Source organism: Streptomyces sp. NPDC025273 (genome assembly GCF_040638585.1).
Taxonomy (GTDB): Bacteria; Actinomycetota; Actinomycetes; order Streptomycetales; family Streptomycetaceae; genus Streptomyces; species Streptomyces cinereorectus.
On sequence record NZ_JBEZYP010000002.1, the window covers coordinates 314,216 to 335,326 of the forward strand.

At 72.6% G+C, this 21,111-nt stretch carries 18 protein-coding genes; 8 read left to right on the forward strand and 10 right to left on the reverse strand.

Features of this window, described 5'->3' with window-relative positions:
• Positions 1–17: 17 nt before the first annotated feature.
• The 5 genes from AB0F38_RS06445 to mce all read right to left on the reverse strand — a co-directional run bounded on the left by AB0F38_RS06445 (position 18) and on the right by mce (position 7,406).
• Positions 18–797 carry an ABC transporter permease subunit gene (locus AB0F38_RS06445; protein WP_361887521.1) on the reverse strand — a complete coding sequence of 260 codons (780 nt, stop codon included), beginning with the start codon at positions 795–797 and terminating at the stop codon, positions 18–20.
• A 5-nt stretch (positions 798–802) separates the two neighbouring features.
• Positions 803–1,810 (reverse strand): ATP-binding cassette domain-containing protein, encoded by a 1,008-nt coding sequence (locus AB0F38_RS06450; protein WP_361887524.1) that lies wholly within the window; start codon positions 1,808–1,810, stop codon positions 803–805.
• Between the two features lie 86 nt (positions 1,811–1,896).
• On the reverse strand, positions 1,897–2,835 hold the full coding sequence (locus tag AB0F38_RS06455; RefSeq protein WP_361887527.1) for a cellulose-binding protein: 939 nt from the start codon (positions 2,833–2,835) through the stop codon (positions 1,897–1,899).
• A 185-nt stretch (positions 2,836–3,020) separates the two neighbouring features.
• On the reverse strand, positions 3,021–6,812 hold the full coding sequence (gene scy, locus AB0F38_RS06460) for a polarized growth protein Scy (protein WP_361887529.1): 3,792 nt from the start codon (positions 6,810–6,812) through the stop codon (positions 3,021–3,023).
• A gap of 165 nt (positions 6,813–6,977) precedes the next feature.
• Positions 6,978–7,406: a methylmalonyl-CoA epimerase gene (mce, locus tag AB0F38_RS06465; protein ID WP_361887532.1), complete on the reverse strand. Its 429-nt coding sequence runs from the start codon at positions 7,404–7,406 to the stop codon at positions 6,978–6,980.
• 134 nt (positions 7,407–7,540) lie between these two features.
• Between mce and AB0F38_RS06470 the strand changes: the two genes are divergently transcribed.
• From AB0F38_RS06470 to AB0F38_RS06485, 4 genes are all read left to right on the forward strand, one after another.
• Positions 7,541–8,743, forward strand: coding sequence for an acetyl-CoA C-acetyltransferase (locus tag AB0F38_RS06470; protein WP_361887535.1), 1,203 nt, complete (start codon positions 7,541–7,543; stop codon positions 8,741–8,743).
• A gap of 74 nt (positions 8,744–8,817) precedes the next feature.
• A complete protein-coding gene (gene meaB / locus AB0F38_RS06475) occupies positions 8,818–9,750 on the forward strand; it encodes a methylmalonyl Co-A mutase-associated GTPase MeaB (RefSeq protein WP_361887931.1) in 933 nt (310 codons plus the stop codon).
• Between the two features lie 182 nt (positions 9,751–9,932).
• On the forward strand, positions 9,933–12,374 hold the full coding sequence (locus AB0F38_RS06480; protein WP_361887538.1) for a serine/threonine-protein kinase: 2,442 nt from the start codon (positions 9,933–9,935) through the stop codon (positions 12,372–12,374).
• The gene (locus tag AB0F38_RS06485) at positions 12,371–14,587 is read left to right on the forward strand and encodes a protein kinase (protein WP_361887541.1); all 2,217 of its coding nucleotides are present in this window, start codon (positions 12,371–12,373) and stop codon (positions 14,585–14,587) included. Before AB0F38_RS06480 ends, AB0F38_RS06485 begins: the two co-directional genes overlap by 4 nt.
• Positions 14,588–14,624: 37 nt before the next feature.
• Here the strand turns inward: AB0F38_RS06485 and AB0F38_RS06490 are convergent, their stop codons facing one another.
• Positions 14,625–15,281, reverse strand: coding sequence for a PepSY domain-containing protein (locus AB0F38_RS06490; RefSeq protein ID WP_361887544.1), 657 nt, complete (start codon positions 15,279–15,281; stop codon positions 14,625–14,627).
• Between the two features lie 115 nt (positions 15,282–15,396).
• Between AB0F38_RS06490 and AB0F38_RS06495 the strand changes: the two genes are divergently transcribed.
• Positions 15,397–16,059 carry a response regulator transcription factor gene (locus AB0F38_RS06495; protein WP_361887547.1) on the forward strand — a complete coding sequence of 221 codons (663 nt, stop codon included), beginning with the start codon at positions 15,397–15,399 and terminating at the stop codon, positions 16,057–16,059.
• Complete coding sequence (locus AB0F38_RS06500; RefSeq protein WP_361887550.1) at positions 16,056–17,504, forward strand: HAMP domain-containing sensor histidine kinase; 1,449 nt, start codon at positions 16,056–16,058, stop codon at positions 17,502–17,504. The genes AB0F38_RS06495 and AB0F38_RS06500 overlap by 4 nt, the downstream gene beginning before the upstream one ends.
• 44 nt (positions 17,505–17,548) lie before the next feature.
• Here AB0F38_RS06500 and AB0F38_RS06505 read toward each other — a convergent pair whose 3' ends face one another.
• The 4 genes from AB0F38_RS06505 to AB0F38_RS06520 form a co-directional block, all read right to left on the reverse strand.
• A complete protein-coding gene (locus AB0F38_RS06505; RefSeq protein ID WP_361887553.1) occupies positions 17,549–18,025 on the reverse strand; it encodes a MarR family transcriptional regulator in 477 nt (158 codons plus the stop codon).
• 93 nt (positions 18,026–18,118) lie between these two features.
• A complete protein-coding gene (locus AB0F38_RS06510) occupies positions 18,119–18,892 on the reverse strand; it encodes an AIM24 family protein (protein WP_361887556.1) in 774 nt (257 codons plus the stop codon).
• Positions 18,889–19,539, reverse strand: a complete 651-nt coding sequence (locus tag AB0F38_RS06515) for an AIM24 family protein (RefSeq protein WP_361887559.1) — start codon at positions 19,537–19,539, stop codon at positions 18,889–18,891. Before AB0F38_RS06515 ends, AB0F38_RS06510 begins: the two co-directional genes overlap by 4 nt.
• Positions 19,539–20,171 carry an AIM24 family protein gene (locus tag AB0F38_RS06520; protein ID WP_361887934.1) on the reverse strand — a complete coding sequence of 211 codons (633 nt, stop codon included), beginning with the start codon at positions 20,169–20,171 and terminating at the stop codon, positions 19,539–19,541. The genes AB0F38_RS06515 and AB0F38_RS06520 overlap by 1 nt, the downstream gene beginning before the upstream one ends.
• A gap of 222 nt (positions 20,172–20,393) precedes the next feature.
• Between AB0F38_RS06520 and AB0F38_RS06525 the strand changes: the two genes are divergently transcribed.
• Both AB0F38_RS06525 and AB0F38_RS06530 read left to right on the forward strand, forming a co-directional pair.
• Positions 20,394–20,744, forward strand: coding sequence for a DUF3817 domain-containing protein (locus tag AB0F38_RS06525; RefSeq protein WP_056794421.1), 351 nt, complete (start codon positions 20,394–20,396; stop codon positions 20,742–20,744).
• A complete protein-coding gene (locus tag AB0F38_RS06530) occupies positions 20,741–21,034 on the forward strand; it encodes an MTH1187 family thiamine-binding protein (RefSeq protein WP_361887563.1) in 294 nt (97 codons plus the stop codon). The genes AB0F38_RS06525 and AB0F38_RS06530 overlap by 4 nt, the downstream gene beginning before the upstream one ends.
• Positions 21,035–21,111: the final 77 nt, after the last annotated feature.

The following is a 21,111-nucleotide window of genomic DNA, read 5'->3' on the forward strand; positions in this document are numbered from 1 at the left end:
CCGGGGGCGTCCCCGGGTCAGGCGTCCCGCTTCTTCAGGACGAGGTAGCCGCCGGCCAGGGCCGCCACCACCCACAGGGCCATGATGCCGAGGCCGCCCCACGGCCCGTACGGCGCCGGATCGCTGTTCATGGCGTCCGGGACCACCTGCATGATCTTGGCCCCGGCCTGGTCGGGGAAGTAGCGGGCGACGTTCTTGGCACCCGGGACCGCCGAGAGGATCTGCGAGACCAGGAAGAAGAACGGCATCAGGATCCCGAGCGACAGCATGGAGCTGCGCAGCATCGAGGCCACGCCCATGGAGAAGACGGCGATCAGGCCCATGTAGACGCCGCCCCCGAAGACCGCGCGCAGCACGTTGTCCGCACCGATGTCGGTACGGTGGCCGCCCAGCAGGGCCTGGCTGAGGAAGAAGGTCACGAAGCTGGTGGCCAGGCCCACCAGCAGGGCCAGGACGCCCGCCACCGCGATCTTGCCGAAGAGGAACGAACCGCGCTGCGGCACGGCCGCGAGCGAGGTGCGGATCATGCCGGAGCTGTACTCCGTCCCCACCACCAGGACACCGAAGACGACCATGGCCAGCTGGCCCAGGATCATCCCGGAGAAGCCCACGAACGTGGGGTCGAAGGTGGCCCGCTCCGCGTCGGAGAGGTCGTCGAACTGGGCGTTCAGCAGGGCGCTGAGCGCCGCGCCCATCGCGACGGTGACGACGAAGGCGGAGATCAGGGTCCAGGTGGTGGACGAGACCGTACGGATCTTGGTCCACTCCGAAGTCAGGACCGCGGGTACCGATGCCATCGCCGTCACGCCCCCTTCGCGTCGTGGGCGGGCGCCGTACCGCCGGCCTGCTGGTTCCGCTGCTTGCCCCAGTGCGGGCCCACCGGCGCCGGCGGCGGCCCGTCGCTGTCGGAGTGCGCGTGGTACTCCACGGAGCCCGCGGTCATCTGCATGAAGGCCTCCTCCAGCGAGGCCCGCTGGGAACTGAGCTCGTGCAGCACGATCCCGTGCCCGGCCGCGAATTCACCGAGCTGCTCCGTGGTCGCCGCGTCGATCTCCAGCGTGCCGTTGCCCGCCTCGACCGCGACGATGCCCGCGGAGTGCAGCGCGTCGCGCAGCCGCTCCTGTTCCGGGGAGCGCATCCGCACATAACTGCGTGAGTTCTCCTGGATGAAATCGGCCATCGAGGTGTCGGCGAGCAGTCTGCCCTGACCGATCACGATCAAATGATCCGCCGTCAGGGCCATTTCGCTCATCAGATGCGAGGAGACGAAGATCGTCCGGCCTTCGGAGGCGAAGGCCTTCATCAGATTCCGGACCCAGTGGATTCCCTCGGGGTCCAGACCGTTGACGGGCTCGTCGAACATCAGGATCTCGGGATCACCGAGCAGTGCCGCCGCGATGCCCAGCCGCTGGCCCATCCCCAGGGAGAACCCCTTGGACTTCTTCCCGGCGACCGCGCCGAGACCGACGGTGTCGAGCACCTGGGAGACCCGGCTCGCCGGAATGCGGTTGCTCTGCGCGAGACAGAGGAGGTTGTTGTACGCGCTGCGCCCGCCGTGCATCGACTTGGCGTCCAGCAGCGCCCCGATGTGCTTGAGCGGCTCCTGCAACTCGCGGTAGTGCTTGCCGTCGATGCGCACCGAACCGCTGGTCGGGTTGTCCAGATCGAGCATCATCCGCATGGTGGTGGACTTGCCGGCCCCGTTCGGGCCCAGGAAACCCGTCACCATTCCCGGTCTGATCCGGCACGACAGACGGTCGACGGCAACCGTGTTGCCGAAGCGCTTGGTGAGGCCGTCCAGCTCGATCATGCGTTCACGCTAGAACGGCCGCGCGCCCGGCGCCACCACAAGGGCGGAACCGGGCGCGCAAGGAGTACAGCTGATGTACGGACGGGTCAGCGGGTCTGCTGAGCCGGGACCCCGCGGGTGGCGGGCTCGTCGTCCACCGGGGAGCCGGCGGCGGCCACCGCGGCACCCGTCAGCGTCGCCAGCATCTCGCGGACGTTGGTCAGCTGGGCGTTGATCGAGTCGCGGCGGTTGGTGAGCGCCGCCAGCTCGCGCTCCGACTCGCTGCGGATCCGGTCGGCCTTGGCGTTCGCGTCGGCCACGATGTCCTCGGCCTGGCGCTGCGCGGTCTCCACCGTCTGACGGGCCCGGCGCTCGGCGTCCGTACGGAGCTTCTCGGCCTCCAGGCGGAGCTGCTCGGCCCGGTGCTCGATCTCGGCCAGACGCTTCTCGGCCTTCGCCTGACGGGACGCGAGGTCGCGCTCCGACTGCTCGCGGCGCTTGGCGAGGTTCGTCTCGAAGTCCGCGGCGGCCTGGGCGGCCTTGGCGCGGGTCTCCTCGAAGAGGGCGTCTGCCTCCTCGCGCTTCTGCTGGGCGTCCTTCTGGGCCTCGGTGCGCAGCGTGCCCGCTTCGCTCTTGGCCTTCTCGACGATGCGGACGCCCTCGTCCTCGGCCTTCGCCTTGCGCTCGGCAGCGAACGACTCGGCGTCGTTGCGCACCTGCTGGGCGGCCGACTCGGCCAGCTCGCGGTGCTGCTCGGCCGCGCGGCGGGCCTCCTCACGCAGGTCCTTCGCCTCCTCCTCGGCGAGGCGGAGGATCTTCTCGACGCGGGCGCCGAGCCCGGCGTACGACGGCTCGGCCTCGTTGACCTGGGCCTGGGCGTTCTGCGTCTCGAGGTGGAGTTCCTCGATCCGCTTCTCCAGAGAGGTGATGCGGGCGAGGGCACTGTCACGGTCGGCGACGATCTTGTTGATGCGGTCGTCCACCTGACCGCGGTCGTATCCACGTCGCACGAGCTCGAAGCCGAAGGGGGAGGAAGGGTCGCTCATGGGGTTCCTGTCGAATGAGACCGGTGAGGTGTTAGAGGGAATCCTAGGGGCCTGCGCGGCGTGTCCATGTGAAGATGCCGCTTTGGTATGGAGAATGACCCCCCTTTTGGGTGGCCGGCCCCCGGAGCCCTTGCCACCCGAAGGGTTGCATGTTCATGCCGACGTGCGCGGCAGGGCCGGATCCGTTACCCATCCGACGCCTTGCCGCCCGATCGGGTGCCCGCTGTCGCGCCGGCCTTGACGCCCCCCGTGCCGGCGCCGGCCGCCTTGCCGCCGGCCGGAGCCTCGAACGACTCCAACGCCTCCAGCACGTCCTGCACACGCGAGATCTCCGTGTTGATGTCCTCGCGCCGGCGGACCAGCAGATCCAGCTCGCGCCGGCCCTCGTCCACGATCTGCTTGGCCTCGGCCTCCGCGTCGGCGCGGAGCTTCTCGGCGACGCGCGTCAGTTCGGCCTTCTTGGTCTCGGCCTCCTTGAGGAGCGACTCGGCGCGTCGCACGGCGGCGATACGCACCTTGCCGGCCTCCGAATTGGCGTTCGCCAGCAACTCCTTGGCCTTCGCCTCGGCCTCCGCGCGCTGCTCCGTCGCCGCCTTCATCAGCTTGTCCACCCGCTCGCCCGCGGTCTTCATCTGCTCGGACGTCTCCCGGCGGGCGCGCTGGTGCAGCTCCTCGATCTCGCTCTCCAGCCGTGCCCTGAGCTCCTCCGCCCGCTCCCGCGTCGCGGTGGCGTCACGGCGGGCCCCGACGAGCAGCTCGTCCGCGTCGCTACGGGCCCGCTCCACCAGGGAGTTGCCCTCCACGGTCGCGTCCGAGGTGATCCGTACGGCCTCGTTGCGCGCGGCACCGACCATTCTGTCGGCCTGTTCCTCGGCCTCGGTGGCGGCACGCAGCGCCTCCTCCCGGGCCTTGTCGACGAGCTGGTCGGCCTGTTCGGCGGCGTCGGCCCGGCGCTTCGCCGCGGCCTCCCGCGCCTCGTCCAGCATCCGGTCCGCCTCCTGGCGGGCCTCCGTGCGCATCCGCTCGGCCGCGGTCTCCGCGTCGGCGCGCAGCCGCTCCGACTCCTCGCGGGCGCGGGCCGCGTGCTCCTGCGCCGAGCCGACCGTCTGCGCGGCCTCCGCGCGCAGCCGCTCCGCCTCGTCGGTCGCCTCGCCGAGGAACCGCTCCGCCTGCTCGGTGGCCTCGGAACGGATCCGCTCGCTCTCGCTCGTCGCCTCGCCGACGAGCCGGTCGGCCTGGGCCGCCGCTTCGGAACGGATCCGGTTGGCGTCCTCGCGGGCCTCGCCCCGGGCGCGCGCCGCGTCGTGCTCCGCCGACGCGAGGGCGTCGGACGCCTCCGTACGGACCCGCTGGCTGTACTCCGAGGTGTCCGAGCGCAGCTTCTCCGACTCGGCGATCGCCTCGGACACGGTCCGCTCGGCCAGGGCCTTCGCGGCCTCCGTCTCCTCGTGCGCGACCTGACGGATCCTGGTGGCGTCCTCGGCGGCCCGCTCGCGCTCGGCGTAGGCGTCGGCGCGTACCCGGTCCGCCTCCTCCTGGGCCTCCGTCCTCGTCCGCTCCGCGGAGTGCTCGGCGGCCGACCGCAGCCCGCTGATCTCCTCCTCGGCCTGCTCCTGGAGGCCGGCGACGGAATCCCTCACCTGCTGGGCGGTCTGCTCCGCCGCGGAGACCAGCTCGGTCGCCCGGCTGTCCGCCTCCTCGACCAGGCGCTGGGCCTCCGCCTGCGCGTCCTCGACCCGCTTGCGGGCGGAGGCGAGGAGCTCCTCGCTCTGCTCGCGGGCGCGCTCGCGCTCCTGCTCCGCCTCGGCGCGCGCGGCGCCGAGCGTCTCCTCGGCCTCGCGGCGGCGCCGGTTCGCCTCCTCCTGGGCGGCGGCGAGGGCCTCGGCGGCCTCCGTACCGACCCGCTCGGCGGCTGCGGCGGCCTCGGAGCGCACCCGGTCGGCGCCCTCCTTGGCCTCGGTCCTGAGCCGCTCCGCCTCGGTGGCGGCCTCGGTACGCAGCCGTACGGCCACGGACTCGCCCTCGGCGCGGGACTGCGCGGCGTCGGCGGCGGCCTCGGTACGCAGCCGCTCGGACTCCGTCGCGGCCTGCTCCTGGAGCGTGCGCAGGCGCTCGGCGGCCTCGGTGCGCAGCCGCTCGGACTCCTCGCTCGTCTCGCGGCGGATCCGCTCCGCCTCGGCGCGGGCCTCGCCGAGCGTCGTCTCGGCGGCCGAGACCCGGGATTCAGCCTCGGCCTGCAGCCGGGTCAGCTCGTCGGCGGCCTCGGCCTGGCGGGCCGCCAGGGCCCGCTCGGTCTCCTCGCGCAGGCCCGCGGCGGCCCGCTCGGCCGCGGCCGTCAGCGCGGCAGCCTGCTCCTCGGCCTCGGAGCGCAGCTTCTCCGCCTCGACGCGGCTGCGCTCCAGAGCCTCCTCGGCCTGCTTGCGCAGCGTGGCGGCGCGCTCGGCGGCCTCGGCCCTGACACGTTCGCTCTCCGTGCCCGCGGAGGTCCGCAGCTCCTCGGCGTCCGCCTTCGCCTTGGTCAGCAGCTCCTCGGCGGTGCGGGCACCCTCCTCGAGCTGCTGGACGGCCTCGCGGCGGGCCTCGCCGCGGATGCGCTCGCCCTCGGCGACGGCCTCGGAGCGCAGCTGCTCGGCCTCGCCGCGCAGCCGGCGCGCCTCCTCCTGCAGCTCGACGGTCTTGGCCCGGTACTCCTTGGTGTCGTCCTTGGCCGCACCCTTGAGCTGGTCGGCCTGCTCGGCGGCCTCGCCGCGCAGCCGGTCCGCCTCGGCCTCGGCCTCACGGCGGATCCGGTCGGCCTCCTCGCCGGCCGCCCTGGTGGTCGACCTGGCGTCCTCGGAGGCCTTGGTCAGGACCTCCTCGGCGCTGCGGGCGGCCTTGGCGAGCTGGGCCGCGGCGTCCTCGGCGGCCAGGGTACGGGCGTTCTCGGCGGCCTCCGCGACCAGCCGCTCGGCCTTCGCCCGGGCGTCGGCGAGCGCCTGCTCGGCCTCTTCCCTGAGCGTCTCGGCCTGCTTCGTGGCCTCGCCGACCAGCCGGGCGATCTCGGACTTCGCGGTACGGGTGCGCTGCTCGTTCTGCGACTCGGCGCCGGCCAGCCGCTTGACCGCTGCCTCCTTCGCCTCGGAGACGACCTTCTCCGCTTCCAGCCGGGCCTCGCGCAGCCGGGTCTCGGCCTCCTGCACGCGCTGCTCGGCCGTGCGGTTGAGCTCCGCGGTCCGCTGCCGGGTCTGCTCGGTCTCGGCCGTGGCCGTGGAGCGCAGCCGCTCGGCGTGGCCGGTGGCCTCCTGGGCCTGGGTGGAGGCCGCGTCGAGCAGTCGCTCGGCGTCCCGACGGGCCCTCAGCAGCGTGCTCTCGGCCTCCGAACGGGCCGCTTCCACCTCGGAGCTGACGCGCTGGCGGGTCTCGTCGGCGAGCCTGGCCGCCTCGGCGCGGGCGGCGGCCAGCGACTGCTCCGCCTCGGCACGCGACTCGTCCAGCAGCCGGCGGGCCTGCGCCTCGGTCCGGGCCCGCAACTGCTCGGCCCAGGCGACGTTCTCGTTGACGTGGGACTCGACGGTCTGGCGGCGTTCCGCCAGCTCCTGGTCGAGCCGCTGGCGGCGCTGCACGGCCTCGGCGTGCAACTCGGCCTGCAGACGGGCCTGGTGCTCCGCGTGCTCCTGCAGGATCCGCTGGGTCTGAGCCCTGGCCTCGCGGAGCTCACGCTCGGCGTCCGTACGCAGCTGGTCGGCCTGGATCTGGGCGTTGCGGAGCATCTGCTCGGCCTGGTAGCCGATGTCCGCGCCGTCGTGTGCGGGACGGGTCGCGAGATTGCGCCGGGCCTCGTGCAGCTTGGCGCGCAAGACCTCGACCTGGTAGCCGAGGTCCTCGGCGTGCTGGACGGCCTTCTCCCGGTCGGTCTTCAGCCGGTCCATCTCGGCTTCGAACCGCGAGAGATGGTCGTCGTCAGCTCGGTGGCTCTGCTGGCTTTCGTAGCCCCGCACTGCGCGGTCCCATCCGTCCCGTGGTCGCAACTCTCCGAACGAGTACCGCTCGCCGGCGAACGGTCCCCCGGGGAATGGTGACAGATCAACGGCGGGGACGCGGCGCGCCCCCGGCCCGGCCCCGGCCCGGAACCGCCCACTCTACCGGGCCGGGTATCCGTCGGTTCAGTGCTCACTTGCGGACGTGACCAGTTCCGTCAGCACACCGTGGCAGTCCTTGGGGTGCAGGAAGGTGATCCGGGACCCCATGGACCCGGTCCTGGGCTCCTCGTACAGCACCCGGACACCCTTCTCACGGATGTCCGCGGCGTCCCCGTCCACGTTTGCGGTCCCGAACGCGATGTGGTGGACACCCTCACCGTTCTTCGCCAGCCACTTGCCCACGGCCGAGTCCTCACGGGTCGGCTCCAGCAGCTGGAGGTACGAGGCACCGCCGTCCGAGGTGTCGTTGATCTTGAGCATGGCCTCCCGGACGCCCTGCTCCTCGTTGATCTCGGAGTGGTGGACCTCGAACCCGTAGGTCGCGCGGTAGAACTCCACCGTCGTGTCGAGGTCGAAACAGGCGATTCCGATGTGGTCGATTCGCGTCAGCATGGAACCAGTGCAGCGCTCCGGGGGTGGTTACGCAACGTGCGCGCGATCACACCCGCTGCCGGATGACGGGCGCGGGACCGCTCAGTACATTCAGGTAAACCCTCGTTCACAACCAATCCAAGGGGCTGCGCCTCATGTCAGGAACGACCGGTACCACCTCAGTGATCGTCGCGGGCGCGCGGACGCCCATGGGCCGGCTCCTCGGCTCGCTGAAGACCTTCTCCGGAGCCGACCTCGGAGGCGTCGCCATCAAGGCCGCGCTGGACCGGGCCGGGATCGGCGGCGACCAGGTCGAGTATGTGATCATGGGCCAGGTGCTCCAGGCCGGGGCGGGGCAGATCCCGGCACGCCAGGCGGCGGTCAAGGCCGGAATCCCGATGAACGTTCCCGCGCTCACCGTCAACAAGGTGTGCCTGTCCGGGCTCGACGCGATCGCCCTCGCCGACCAGCTGATCCGCGCCGGCGAGTTCGACGTCGTCGTGGCCGGTGGCCAGGAGTCGATGACCAACGCCCCGCATCTGCTCCCGAAGTCCCGCGAGGGCTACAAGTACGGCGCGATCGAGATGCTCGACTCGATGGCGCACGACGGCCTGACGGACGCCTACGAGAACATTCCGATGGGCGAGTCCACCGAGAAGCACAACACCCGCCTCGGTCTGGACCGCGGCGCCCAGGACGAGATCGGCGCGCTGTCGCACCAGCGCGCCGCCGCGGCCCAGAAGAACGGTGTCTTCGAGGCCGAGATCACCCCGGTCGAGATCCCGCAGCGCAAGGGCGACCCGATCCTCTTCTCCAAGGACGAGGGCATCCGCCCCGAGACGACCGCCGAGTCGCTCGGCAAGCTGCGTCCCGCGTTCGCCAAGGACGGCACGATCACCGCGGGTACCTCCTCGCAGATCTCCGACGGCGCCGCCGCGGTCGTCGTCATGAGCAAGGCCAAGGCCGAGGAGCTCGGCCTGGACTGGATCGCCGAGATCGGCGCCCACGGCAACGTGGCCGGCCCGGACAACTCGCTCCAGTCGCAGCCGTCCAACGCCATCCGCCACGCCCTGAAGAAGGAGGGCATCGGCGTCGAGGACCTCGACCTCATCGAGATCAACGAGGCCTTCGCGGCCGTCGCGGTCCAGTCGATGAAGGACCTCGGCGTCACCTCGGACAAGGTCAACGTGAACGGCGGCGCCATCGCGCTCGGCCACCCGATCGGCATGTCCGGTGCCCGTGTGGTGCTGCACCTGGCGCTGGAGCTGAAGCGACGCGGCGGCGGCACCGGCGCGGCGGCGCTGTGCGGCGGCGGCGGTCAGGGCGACGCGCTGATCATCCGCGTTCCGGGCAAGTAGTCCACCGTACGAACCAGCGAGCGAGGAGACCGAGCGTGAAGGTGGACGTCCCCACCCTGGTCGAGCAGGCACGCATGGGCGGGCCACGTGCGGTGGCCCGGCTCATCTCCCTGGTGGAGGGTGCCTCGCCCCGGCTGCGCGAGGTGATGGCGGCACTGGCGCCGCTCGCCGGCCATGCGTACGTCGTCGGGCTCACCGGCTCGCCGGGCGTCGGCAAGTCCACCTCGACCTCGGCGCTGGTCTCCGCCTACCGGAAGGCCGGCAAGCGGGTCGCGGTCCTGGCCGTCGACCCGTCCTCGCCGTTCTCCGGGGGCGCGCTCCTCGGCGACCGGATCCGGATGTCGGAGCACGCGTCCGACCCCGGGGTCTACATCCGGTCGATGGCCACCCGCGGTCATCTGGGCGGTCTCGCCTGGTCGGCACCGCAGGCGATCCGGGTGCTGGACGCGGCGGGCTTCGACGTGATCCTCGTGGAGACGGTCGGTGTCGGTCAGTCGGAGGTGGAGATCGCCTCCCAGGCCGACACCTCCGTCGTCCTCCTCGCCCCCGGTATGGGTGACGGCATCCAGGCGGCGAAGGCCGGCATCCTGGAGATCGGCGATGTGTACGTCGTCAACAAGGCCGACCGGGACGGGGCGGACGCCACCGCCCGCGAGCTCAACCACATGCTGGGCCTCGGGGAGTCCCGGGAGCCCGGCGACTGGCGGCCGCCGATCGTGAAGACGGTCGCCGCCCGCGGCGAGGGCATCGACGAAGTCGTCGAGGCGCTGGAGAAGCACCGGGCGTGGATGGAGGAGCACGGCGTCCTGGCCGAGCGCCGCACGGCACGTGCGGCCCGCGAGGTCGAGACGATCGCCGTCACCGCGCTCCGTGAGCGGATCGCCGATCTGCACGGCGACCGCCGGCTGGACGCGCTCGCCGAGCGGATCGTGGCCGGCCGCCTCGACCCGTACGCCGCGGCGGACGAGCTGGTGGCGGGACTCACCGGGCCCCCGGACGGCAGCTGACGGCTCCCGGGCGGCGTGCGGGCCGCCCGGGAGCCGCGCGACGGTGTGCCCCGTTCCTTCCGGCGTGGAGGGACGCGGCACACCGTCCGTGCGTGGGGGGACTTCTGGCCGGGCCTGACGGGGCGTGAGAAAGTGTGGCGGGCGCGCGGGGGCGCGTCCCATGTCGTGCACTGGGGGATCGCATGCTGGGGCCGGTACGCGAGGACTCGCCGAGGGACATCGGGCCGTACACGGTCCTGGCCCGGCTCGGCGCGGGTGGCATGGGCGAGGTCTTCCTGGGCGCACGGAACGGCTCGGACGAGGTCCCCGTCGCCGTGAAGACGGTGCGGCGCGACCTGGCCCAGGACCCCGGCTTCCGGCAGCGCTTCCGCCGCGAGGTCGAGGTCGCCCGCTCGGTGACGGGCCCCGCGCTGGCCCGGGTGCTGGACGGCGACGCGGACGCGGACGTGCCGTGGCTGGCCACGGTGTACGTCCCGGGCCCTACCCTGACCGCCGCGGTACGCAGGTCGGGCGCGCTGGGCGAGGAGGAGGTCCGCAGGCTCGGGGCCGGGCTCGCCCGCGCCCTGGAGGCCGTCCACGCCACGGGGGTCGTGCACCGGGACGTGAAGCCCGGAAACGTGCTGCTCGCCCCGGACGGGCCGCGCCTGATCGACTTCGGGATCGCCCGGCACGCGGGCGCCGCCCCGCTCACCTCCACCAGCCGCATGGTCGGCAGCCCCGCCTTCGCGTCGCCCGAGCATGTCGCGGGCAGCGGGCGGGTGGTCCCCGCCTCCGACGTCTTCTGCCTGGCGTCCCTGCTGTGCTTCGCCGCCACCGGTCGCGATCCCTTCGGTGACGGCCCGGTGGCGGCGGTGCTGTACCGCGTCAAATACGTCGAGACCGACCTGGAAGGGGTGCCCGAGGCCCTGGGCGCGGTGCTGCGGGACTGCCTGGTGGCCGATCCCGCGGCCCGTCCGTCCCCTGCCGAGCTCGCGGCCCGGCTGGCCCCGGACGGCACCGTACGGTGGCCGGATCCGGTCGCCGCCCATATCGCGGAGTACGAGCGGGAGCTGGCATCCGTACGGGCCCTGGGCGGGCCGCTGCTGCCGGGCTACACCCCGACCGAGGCGGCGACGGGCAGCAGGACCCCGGCGGACCGGCTGCCCACCCAGGGGCCGGGGCTCCCCCCGCCGGACCGGTTGCCCACCCGGGGGCCCGGCCTGCCGCCCGCCGCTGCCCCGACGGCCCGTCGCCGGCACGCCCTCGGGGCCGTGCTGGCCGCCGTCGTGCTGGCCGGGGCGCTCACGGGCGGGCTGCTGGCCCTGCGGGACGGTGGAGGTGCGGGCGGCGGGCCGGGGCCGGGACGGATCACGGCGGGGGTGGACACCGGGGGAGGGCCGGACGGTTCCGGCACCGCACCCTACGGCCGTGAGGTCCTCCCCACCGGCTGGAAGCCGTGGAGCGGCACGTTCGCCCACACCCCGCTGGGGTGTGCCGCCGGCCGGGACGTGCTCGTGTGCCGACGGACGGACGGCTCGTACGAGGCGCTGTCGGCGGCGGACGGCGGGCGTCTGTGGGAGTACGCGACGGCCGAGGAACAGGCCGCAGGCGCGCGGATCAGCCCGACCGGGCAGTTCTTCATGCCAGGGGGTTCCACCCGGCCGGCGGTGCAGGACGGCGTCGTGGTCTTCGCCAGTGGCAACCGGCTGGTCGCGGTGGACGCCCGGACCGGACAGCCCCACTGGGACACCCGGTCCGGCGGCGCGTACATGTTCGACAGCGCTCCGCTCGTCGCGGGCGGGTCGGTCCTCGCCAACATAGGTGACCGGCCCGAAGGCTCGGCGGTGGCCGCCTTCGACCTCCGCACCGGCAAGGAACGGTGGCGCAAGCCGCTCGTCGCCGAGGAGCTTGCGAAGGCCCAGGAGGACGACTTCTGGCCGCTGGCCACCCGGGACGGGACGGTCTACATCAGGAACGAGGAAGGGCTGCGGGCCCTCCGGACGAAGGACGGATCGGAGCTGGGCCGTACGTCCGGCGAGAACACCCACTGCCGGGGCGCGCTCGCCGTGCCCGGGGCCGTCTACTGCGCCGCCCACCCCGGAGGCGGCGCCGTTCTCCACCGGCTCGATCCGGAGTCCCTCACCCCCGTGAAGCAGGTCTCCGTACCGTCGGACGACGTCAACGACACCGCGCTCGTCGCGGTCGACGACCACGTGTCCGTGATCGTCCGTGGCACGTTGCCGTGGGAGAACGACCCCGGCGAACCCGAGATCGTCCTGATGGCGCGGGACAGCGACAAGGTGCTGGGCCGGTACCCCCTGGGCAGCAGGATCGCCTCGGGTCCCGACAACAACCCGTCGTCCGTGCCGGTGATCACCGAGGACACCCTCATATGGGCGGACACCTCGGCGATGTACAGCGTCGCCCTCAACGGCGGCGGCACACCGGGTCCTGTCCGCCGGACGGAGCTCGACGGCGCGCCCGGCCCGGTCGCCGAGGAGCCGTACGACCCGCTCGAATGGGGGGTGCTGATGGACAAGGAGATCCTCTCGCCCGAGGTCCTCCCGACCGGGGGCGCGGTCCACATCGTCTACCACCAGGGCATCGTCCTGTCCGTACCCCTGCCCGGCGCGGAGGGCCCGTGATCGGCCCGCTCCCTCCGGGCAGCCGCACCCGCATCGGACCGTACCGGCTCCTGGGCCTCCTGGGCACAGGCGGCATGGGCGAGGTCTACCTGGCGCGGGCGGACTCCGCACCCGTCGTTCCGGGTGATCCGCTCGCCGGGCTGGTCGCTCTCAAGACCGTCCTCCCCGGACTCGACCTCGACGACGGTTTCCGGATCCGGTTCCGGCGGGAGATCGCCGCGGCCGGTGCCGTGCGCAGCCCGCACACGACAGCCCTCGTCGGCGGCGACACGACGGGCGCGACTCCCTGGCTCGCGACGGAGTACGTTCCGGGCCCCTCGCTCGCCGAGGCCGTCTCCCGCAGTGGCCCCCTGCCCGAGGCCGTGGTCCGCGCGGTGGGCGCGCGGCTGGCCCTGGCGCTGGCGGACATGCACGCCGTCCGGGTGCTGCACCGCGACCTCAAGCCGGGCAACGTCCTGCTCGGTACCGACGGGCCCAAGGTGATCGACTTCGGGATCTCCCAGGCCTTCGAGGCCACCCGGCTCACCCGGACCGGGGTGGTGGTCGGCAGTCCCGGCTACATCTCGCCCGAGCACGTCAACGGCTCACGCGCGCTGGTCCCGGCCTCCGACGTGTTCTGCCTGGGTGCGGTGCTGGCGTTCGCGGCCTGTGGGCGGGGACCGTTCGACGACCCGGACATGGCGGCTGTCGTCTTCCGGATCGCGCACGCCGAGGCCCGTCTCGACGGCGTGCCACCCGGACTGCGTCCGGTGGTCGAACGCTGCCTGGCGCCCCGCCCGGAGGACCGGCCGGCACCGTACGAGCTGGCCCGGCTCCTGTGGCCGGGCGATCTCCCGGCGCCCTTCCCGTGGCACGGGGCCGTCCGGGAACAGCTCGCGGCCCACGTGGAGCGGACCGTGCTGTGCATCGGTCCGGCGCCGGCGCCCGTACGAGCGCCGGCGTCCCCGCCCCGGCCGGCCGTTGCGGCGGCCACGCCGCACGGACGCCGCCGGCGACGTGGTGCGCTGATCGCCGCCATCGTGCTGACCCTGGCCTGCGGGGTGCTCGGTGCCGTACTGGTGCCCGGGATGCTCGACCGCGACGACCGGGACGCCGACGCCCCCTCCGCCGGGCCAGGTTCCTCGGCGGACGGCCCGGTGCTGGTACCGGGGGCCGATGCCGGGCGCACCGACGACTTCGGTGCGCGCGGGGCCGACGCCGCGGCACGTCCCGCCGGGTGGAAACCGTGGACCGCGGGGGGCGGGAAGACCGCGGACCACGGCTGCGCGCTGACGGGGGCGACCCTGGTCTGTTCCGGCGCCGGGGGTGTCACCGCCCTGGACGCCGCGACGGGTGTGGAGCGCTGGAACGTACCGGAGGGCAACTCCTCGAAGGGCACGGACGGCAGATCGATCGCCGCCGTGGCGGAGGGCACGGTGTACGCCTTCCTGCCCGGCCGGCTCGTCGGCCTGCGTCTCACCGACGGCGCGGAGGTGTGGCGGCGGACCTTGCCCGGCGGCCGCCTCGGCACGGGTGCGGTGTACGCCGACGGGGTCGTCCACTACGTCTCGCGGACCAGGGACCGTTCCGGGGGGCGCCTCGTCGCCCAGCAGGTGACGGGGAAGGACCGGCGCGAGAAGTGGAGCGTGGCGTACGACGAGCCCTCGTTCACCCTGCTGGCCGCGCACGGCCGGCTGGTGGCGGTCGGCGGCGACGTCCAGATCTTCGACGCGGGTTCGGGCAAGCGACTGCCGGGGGTCGCCGCGCGGGACGCCGACTGCGGCCATCCGGTGCTGGAGGGCCGCGAGCTGCTCTGTGTCACCGATGACGGCATCACGGTGACGGACACGTCGGACCCCGGCAGCCGCCGCACCCTCGTGGAGGGTATGAGGCGGGCGTCGAAGCCGGCCGTGTCCGAGGACGGCACGGTGGTGGTCTCCGCGCCCGGCCAGGTCCGGGCGTTCCGGCTCGGCGACGGCGAGGAGATCTGGTACGGCGCCGACGCGTACGGCGAGGACGACGGCGGCCAGGTGTCGATCGCGGGCTCCCAGGCGTTCGTCGCCGAGCACGGCGGGGTGACGGCCTACGACCTCGGCGGCAGCGGTGAGAGCGTCCCGGTGGACGGCAAGTCGTTCGGCACGTACACCGACAGCCGGTCCCGGCTGATCGCCGCGGGGGACGTGCTCTACCTCTCCTTCGACGACGGCACGGTCCTGTCCGGCTTCGCGCCCTGAGGCAGCCGGACAGGACCGTGACGGGTGGCGCCGACGGTCAGTTGGGGGCGTCGTCGTCGCCCCGGTCGTCGCGGTCGTCGCTCCGGTCGTCGTCCACCGTCACCTGGCCGTTCTTCGCGTCGACGTGCAGTTCGTGCCGCGTGCCGTCCTTGCCGGCCACCTCGACGTCCCAGCGCAGGACTCCGCCCCGGCGGTCGTCATCGTCGTCGTCGCGGTCGTCGTCCAGGTCGATGGACGTCACGCTGCCGGGCACGCTCTGCAGGGCCGCACGGGCAGCCGCGGCCGGCGTGACGGAGGCGGACCGGAGCGCGTGCCGGTCGCGGTCGTCGTTGTCGTCGTCCTCGCGGTCGGACACGACCTTCGCCGTGCGGGCGTCCACCTTCACGTCGTGCCACGTCCGGTCGGAGCCGTACACGTCCAGCTCCCAGAGCGCACGGTCGTCATCGTCATCGTCGTCGTCCAGCTCGGCCTCGGTGACGGTGCCGGGCACCGCCTTCAGCGCCGCGGCGACGGCCTGGTCGAGGGAGATCGCGCCGCCGGTGCCCGGGGCGGACTCCTCGCCCCCGTGCGTCTTCGCCGTCGTGCCCGTGGCACGGCGGCTGCTGTCGTCGTCCGCGAAGGCGACCGTGGCCGCGGCGCCCCCGCCGACGAGGACGGCCGCGGCGACGGCTGCGATGGCGATGTTGCGCTTCATGGGATTCCTCCGAGTGGTTGTGCGGTGCGACAGGAACCACCATGCCGAGGCGATGCTGAACCCAGCCTGAAGGCGGCTGAAGACGTCTTCAGGTTCGGTTTGCGAGGCTGTGCGTATGCGTCTGCTGATCGTGGAGGACGAGAAGCGCCTCGCGGTGTCCCTGGCCAGGGGACTCACCGCCGAGGGCTTCGCCGTCGATGTCGTGCACGACGGCCTGGAAGGGCTGCACCGGGCCGGGGAGGGGCGGTACGACCTCCTCGTCCTCGACATCATGCTGCCCGGGATGAACGGCTACCGCGTGTGCGCCGCGCTGCGTGCCGCGGGCCATGACCTCCCCATCCTCATGCTGACGGCGAAGGACGGGGAGTACGACGAGGCCGAGGGGCTCGACACCGGCGCCGACGACTACCTGACCAAGCCGTTCAGCTACGTCGTGCTCGTCGCCCGGGTCCGGGCCCTGCTGCGCCGCCGCACCACCGGATCGGGCTCGCCCGTGCTCACCGCCGGCAGTCTGCGGATGGACACCGCCGCCCGGCGGGTGCACCGGGGCGAGGAGGAGTTCGCCCTGACGACCAAGGAGTTCGCCGTACTGGAACAGCTCGCCCTGCGGGCCGGTGAGGTGGTGAGCAAGGCGGAGATCCTGGAGCACGTCTGGGACTTCGCGTACGACGGCGACCCCAACATCGTCGAGGTCTACGTCAGCACCCTGCGGCGCAAGCTCGGTGCCGCGTCCATCCGTACGGTGCGCGGCGCCGGCTACCGGCTGGAGGCGCTGTGAGGTCCGTACGGGCCAGGGCCGCGATCGGCGCGACGCTCGTCGTCGCCCTCGCCCTCGTCGGGGCGGGGCTCGCCGTCCTCATGGTCCTGCGGGCCAATCTCACCGACCAGGCGGGTCTGGAGGCGGAGGTGGCCGCGCGCGAGGTGGCGGGCCGGCTCGCCCTGGACGTGCCGTACGCGGACCTGGAGCTGGGCGACGAGGACCTCCACCCGGTCCAGGTGACCGACGGGGACGGGCGGGTGGTGGCCGTCTCGAAGGACCTGGAGGCGATCTCGGGGACCGCCACACCACGGGTCACCCCCGTGCCGTCGGCGCCGGCCGCGACTCCCGGTGACGACGACGAGGACGACGACGACAGGAGCGACGACCCGGCGCGCGGCGAAGTCTCCTCCGACGACCCGGACTTCACCAACGGAACGGCCACGATCGACGGCGACACGGCCGACTACCGCTTCGCCCGTGTCGAGGGGACCACGTCGGACGGCGTCACCCTGACCGTCCACGCGGGCGCGCCGCTCGCCACGGAGCAGGAGGCCGTGGGCACGGTGCGCGGCGCCATGCTGACCGGTCTGCCCGTCCTGCTGGCCGTCGTGGCCGGGGTGACCTGGCTGGTGACCCGCAGGGCCCTGCGGCCCGTGGAGGGCATCCGCCGGGAGCTGTCCGCGATCACCGCGTCCGAGGACCTCCGGCGCCGGGTGCCCGAGCCGGACTCGCGCGACGAGATCGCCCGGCTGGCCAGGACGACCAACGAGACCCTGACCGTGCTGGAGGCCTCCGTGGAGCGGCAGCGGCGCTTCGTCGCGGACGCCTCGCACGAACTGCGCAGCCCGATCGCCTCGTTGCGCACCCAGCTGGAGGTGGGCGCCGCCCATCCCGAACTGCTGGACGTGCCCGGCGCCGTCGCCGACACCGTACGGCTGCAGGGGCTGGCCGCCGACCTGCTGCTGCTGGCCCGGCTGGACGCGGGGGAGCGGCCGGGGCGGACGGCGGTCGACCTGGGCGCCCTGGTCCGTGAGGAGGTGTCCCAGCGCGCCGGCGACCGGATTCCGGTCGCGGTGTCCGTGGCGGACGGTGCCCTCGAAGTCACCGGTTCACGCGGGCAGCTGGCCCGGGTGGTCGGCAACCTCCTGGACAATGCCGAGCGGCACGCGGAGAGCTCGGTCGCCGTCGCCGTGACGAGGGACCGGGGGGAGGTCCTGGTGGAGGTCACCGACGACGGCGCGGGCGTGCCCGAGGACGAACGGGCACGGATCTTCGAGCGCTTCGTACGCCTCGACGACGCCCGCAGCCGGGACGACGGCGGGGCGGGGCTGGGTCTTGCCATCGCCCGCGATGTGGCGGGTCGCCACGATGGCACGCTCGACGTGGGTGCGGCACCGCAGGGCGGTGCACGCTTCACGCTGCGGTTGCCCGCACCGGCTGCGACGGGCACGACCGGCGTGTGAGAGCCGGAGGCCGAGGGTGTGCGGGCCGAACCCGGCCCGCACGCCTATGGCTTGCCGCGTCGCCCGCGCAGATGGCCGGCGATCGGGGTCAGCGCCGCATGCAGGTCCGCGAGCGCCTCGGGCGACAGCAGGTCCATGAAGTGCCTGCGCACCGACTCGACATGGTGCGGCGCGACCTTCCGCATGGTCTCCGCACCGGGGCCGGTGAGGACCGCGTACAGTCCGCGCCGGTCCGACTCGCAGTGCTCGCGCCGCACGAGACCCGCGTTCTCCATGCGGGTGATCTGGTGCGAGAGCCTGCTCTTGGACTGGAGGGTCGCCGCGGCGAGATCGCTCATCCGCATGCGCTGGTCGTCCGACTCCGAGAGATTGACCAGGATCTCGTAGTCGTTCATGGTCAGCCCGAACGGCTGCAGGTCCTTCTCCAGCTGGTGGGTCAGCAGCCTGCTGACGTCCAGGTGGGTGCGCCAGGCGCACTGCTCCGCATCGGTCAGCCAGCGGGTGGCCGTCTCGGTCTCCATGTATGGATTCTACCTAAGAAGTTGAAAGACGGACGAAAGTAGGACGTGGCGCCGCGCACGCGCCGGCCGGCGTCACACTCCGCAGAGTACCGTTCACAATCCGAAGCGACGCTGGAGGTCCCCCAGCTGACCGGGCATGCGGGGTGCGGAGCCGGGTTGACCCGCACCGGCGGAGCCGCCCGGTACGCCGGGCTCGTGGGGGGTCGCTCCCGTCGCCTGTTCGGGCATCAGTACCTCGGTCGACTGGAGCAGCACCGTGCCCGCCCCGACGAACTCGAACTGGTGCTCCTCGCCGGACGTACCGCCGATCCCCGTCAGCGACCGCAGTCCGCCCAGTACGCCCGTCATGTAGCCGTGGTCGTAGTGGTGGCAGGGCGAGGGGCAGTCCGCCCAGCCCACCAGTGCCTGCGGGTCGACACGCAGCGGCGGCTCCATGAAGACGACCGGGCCGTTGGACGCCGCCACGAACTTCCCCGTGCCGATCAGGGTCAGGAAGCCCGGCACGATCGACTGCTTCAACGCCAGTGTCGGCTGGTACGCCAGCAGGTTCCCGGACCGGATCGTCAGGTTGCCGTTCTCCAGGTCGAAGGAGTTCACGTCGAAGGCCCGGTCCGCCAGCAGCATCTTCCCGCTGCCCTCGGCCACCACCCAGTCGCTCGCGTGCAGCGGGGAGTGGAAGCTCGCACGGATCAGCCGGTCGAAACGGCCGTGCCCTATGCCGTTGAAGTCGATCTGCCCGTAGTAGGCGATCATCTTGCCCTTCTGCAGGAACCACTGGCTCCCCTTGAGCTCCACGCAGAAGGTGTACGCGTTGACGTTGTCGTCCGACGGCAGCGTCATCGGATCGTGGATCACGGGCGCGCTCACAGTTTCTCCTCCGACGCCTGGACGTACACCACGCCACTGCCGCTGAGCTCCAGCTGGAACGCCTCGCCGGAGCCGCGCCCCACCATGTCGCGCCAGCCGAGCGCGGTGGACAGCTTGTTGCGTACGTCGCCGTGGTGGGCGACATAGGCCTGCGGGTCCACATGCACCGGGCGGCCCGGCGTGATCGGCAGTTCGACCACGCCGCCGTGCGCCATCACGGCCGCCGCGCCGTGGCCCTCGAGCGTCGTGGTGAACAGGCCCTGCCCGGTCACCTGACCGCGCACCATGCCCATCACACCGCCCTGCGAGCCCATGAACATCGTGCCCTGCCGGAGCGTCCCGTCGAAGGCGAGCAGCCGGTCGGCCTCCACGTGGAGGGTGTCGCCCGACAGGCCGATCACCTGGACGTGGTGGCCGCCGTGGCCGAACATCACCGTGCCACTGCCCTCGACGGTCATCAGCGGGGTCGCCTCGCCGGCCACCCGCCGGCCGATCATCGACGCCAGGCCGCCCTGTCCGCCCTGGATGTTCGGTGTGAACGACACGTCGCCGCGGTACGCCAGCATGGCGCCCCGCTGGCTGTACATCTTCTGGCCGGGCAGCACCGTGGCCTCGACCATCTTGGAGTTGATCTCACGGAACGGCATCAGACATCGCCTCCGACGGTGTTCCGCTCGCTCGGCTGGACGTAGACGAGACCGTCGCCCTCGAAGCGGATCTGGAACGACTCGCCGGAGCCCTCCCCGATGAGCGTCCGGAAGTTCACCCCGGACTGGAAGTGCTGCTGCAGGCTGCCCTGGTGGGCGATGTAGGCGCCCGGATCGACGGTGAGCGGGTACTGGCGCGACACCCGCAGCACCACGGCCGAGCCGTCCGACATGATCGCCGCCTGGCCGGTGCCCTCGACGGTCGTGGTGAACAGGCCGTTGCCGCTCGTACCGCCGCGGAGCCCGGTGAAGGTGGTGCCGGTGCGCAGCCCGGCGTCGGTGGCCAGCAGATTGCTCGCCTCGACGTACAGCTTGTCGCCGTGCAGCGAGACGAGGCTGATCTCGCTCGCGCGGTCGGCGAAGTAGCAGGTGCCCTGCCCCTTCACCTCCATCACCGTCATCTGCTCGCCGGTCAGCCGGCGGGTCACCATGCCGCGGATGCCCTCACCGCCGCCGGACATCTTCTTGAAGGACATCTGGCCGTCGTACGCGACCATCGAGCCGTTCTTCGCCTTGACGGCGTCGCCCGTCAGGTCGACGGCGAGCGTCTTGCTGCCTTGGAGCCGGAACATTGCCACGGTGCGACGGTAGTCGCAGCGGTGCCCTGCGGACAGGGCCCTGGGGCCTATTCCGGCCCCCGAGAGGATCCTGATATGCGCCGATACGTGCCCCCGTGGGTCCGGTCGGCGGCTACTGGGCCCCGCCACCGGAGCCGGCCGGGGGCGATGCCACAATGGCTGTGCTTGTGCCTGCGTTCACAAGCCGTACCGCCCCCTCCCACCGAAGGTGCCCTCGTGGACATCAAGACCGCTTCCGCCCTGCACCGGCTGCGCCTCATCTCGGTTCCTGAGGCACTCTCCTTCCCGGCGCTGCTCATTTTCGGCTCGCTCCTGATGCGCGTCTCGGACATCGACTTCCTGATGCCGCCGCTCGGCGCCCTGCACGGCCTGCTCTTCACGATCTACGTGGTGTTCCTGCTGGACGTGTGGGTCAAGGCCAAGTGGCCGCTCAAGCGCGTCGCGCTGTTCTTCCTCCTCGCGGTCGTGCCCTTCGGCGGCTTCTACGGCGACAAGCTGCTCAAGAAGTACGAGGCCGACGGCGTCATCGCCGCCCGCGCCCGCGCCGAAGGCACGGTCAGCGCATGATCGTCGCCTTCTCCGTCAGTCCGCTGGGTGTCGGTGAGGACGTCGGCGAGTACGTCGCCGACGCCGTACGGGTCGTCCGCGAGTCCGGGCTCCCCAACCGCACCGACGCGATGTTCACCTCCGTCGAAGGTGAGTGGGATCAAGTGATGGACGTCGTCAAGCGCGCCGTGGCGGCCGTCGAGGCCCGTGCGGGCCGCGTCTCCCTGGTGCTGAAGGCCGACATCAGGCCGGGCGTCACCGACGGCCTGACCTCCAAGGTCGAGACGGTGGAGCGCCACCTGGCGGGCTGACGCGCCGTCCGCCCCCGTTCGTACGCACCGTGCCCCCGGAGCCAATCGGCCCGGGGGCGCGGTGCGTTCGGGGGAGG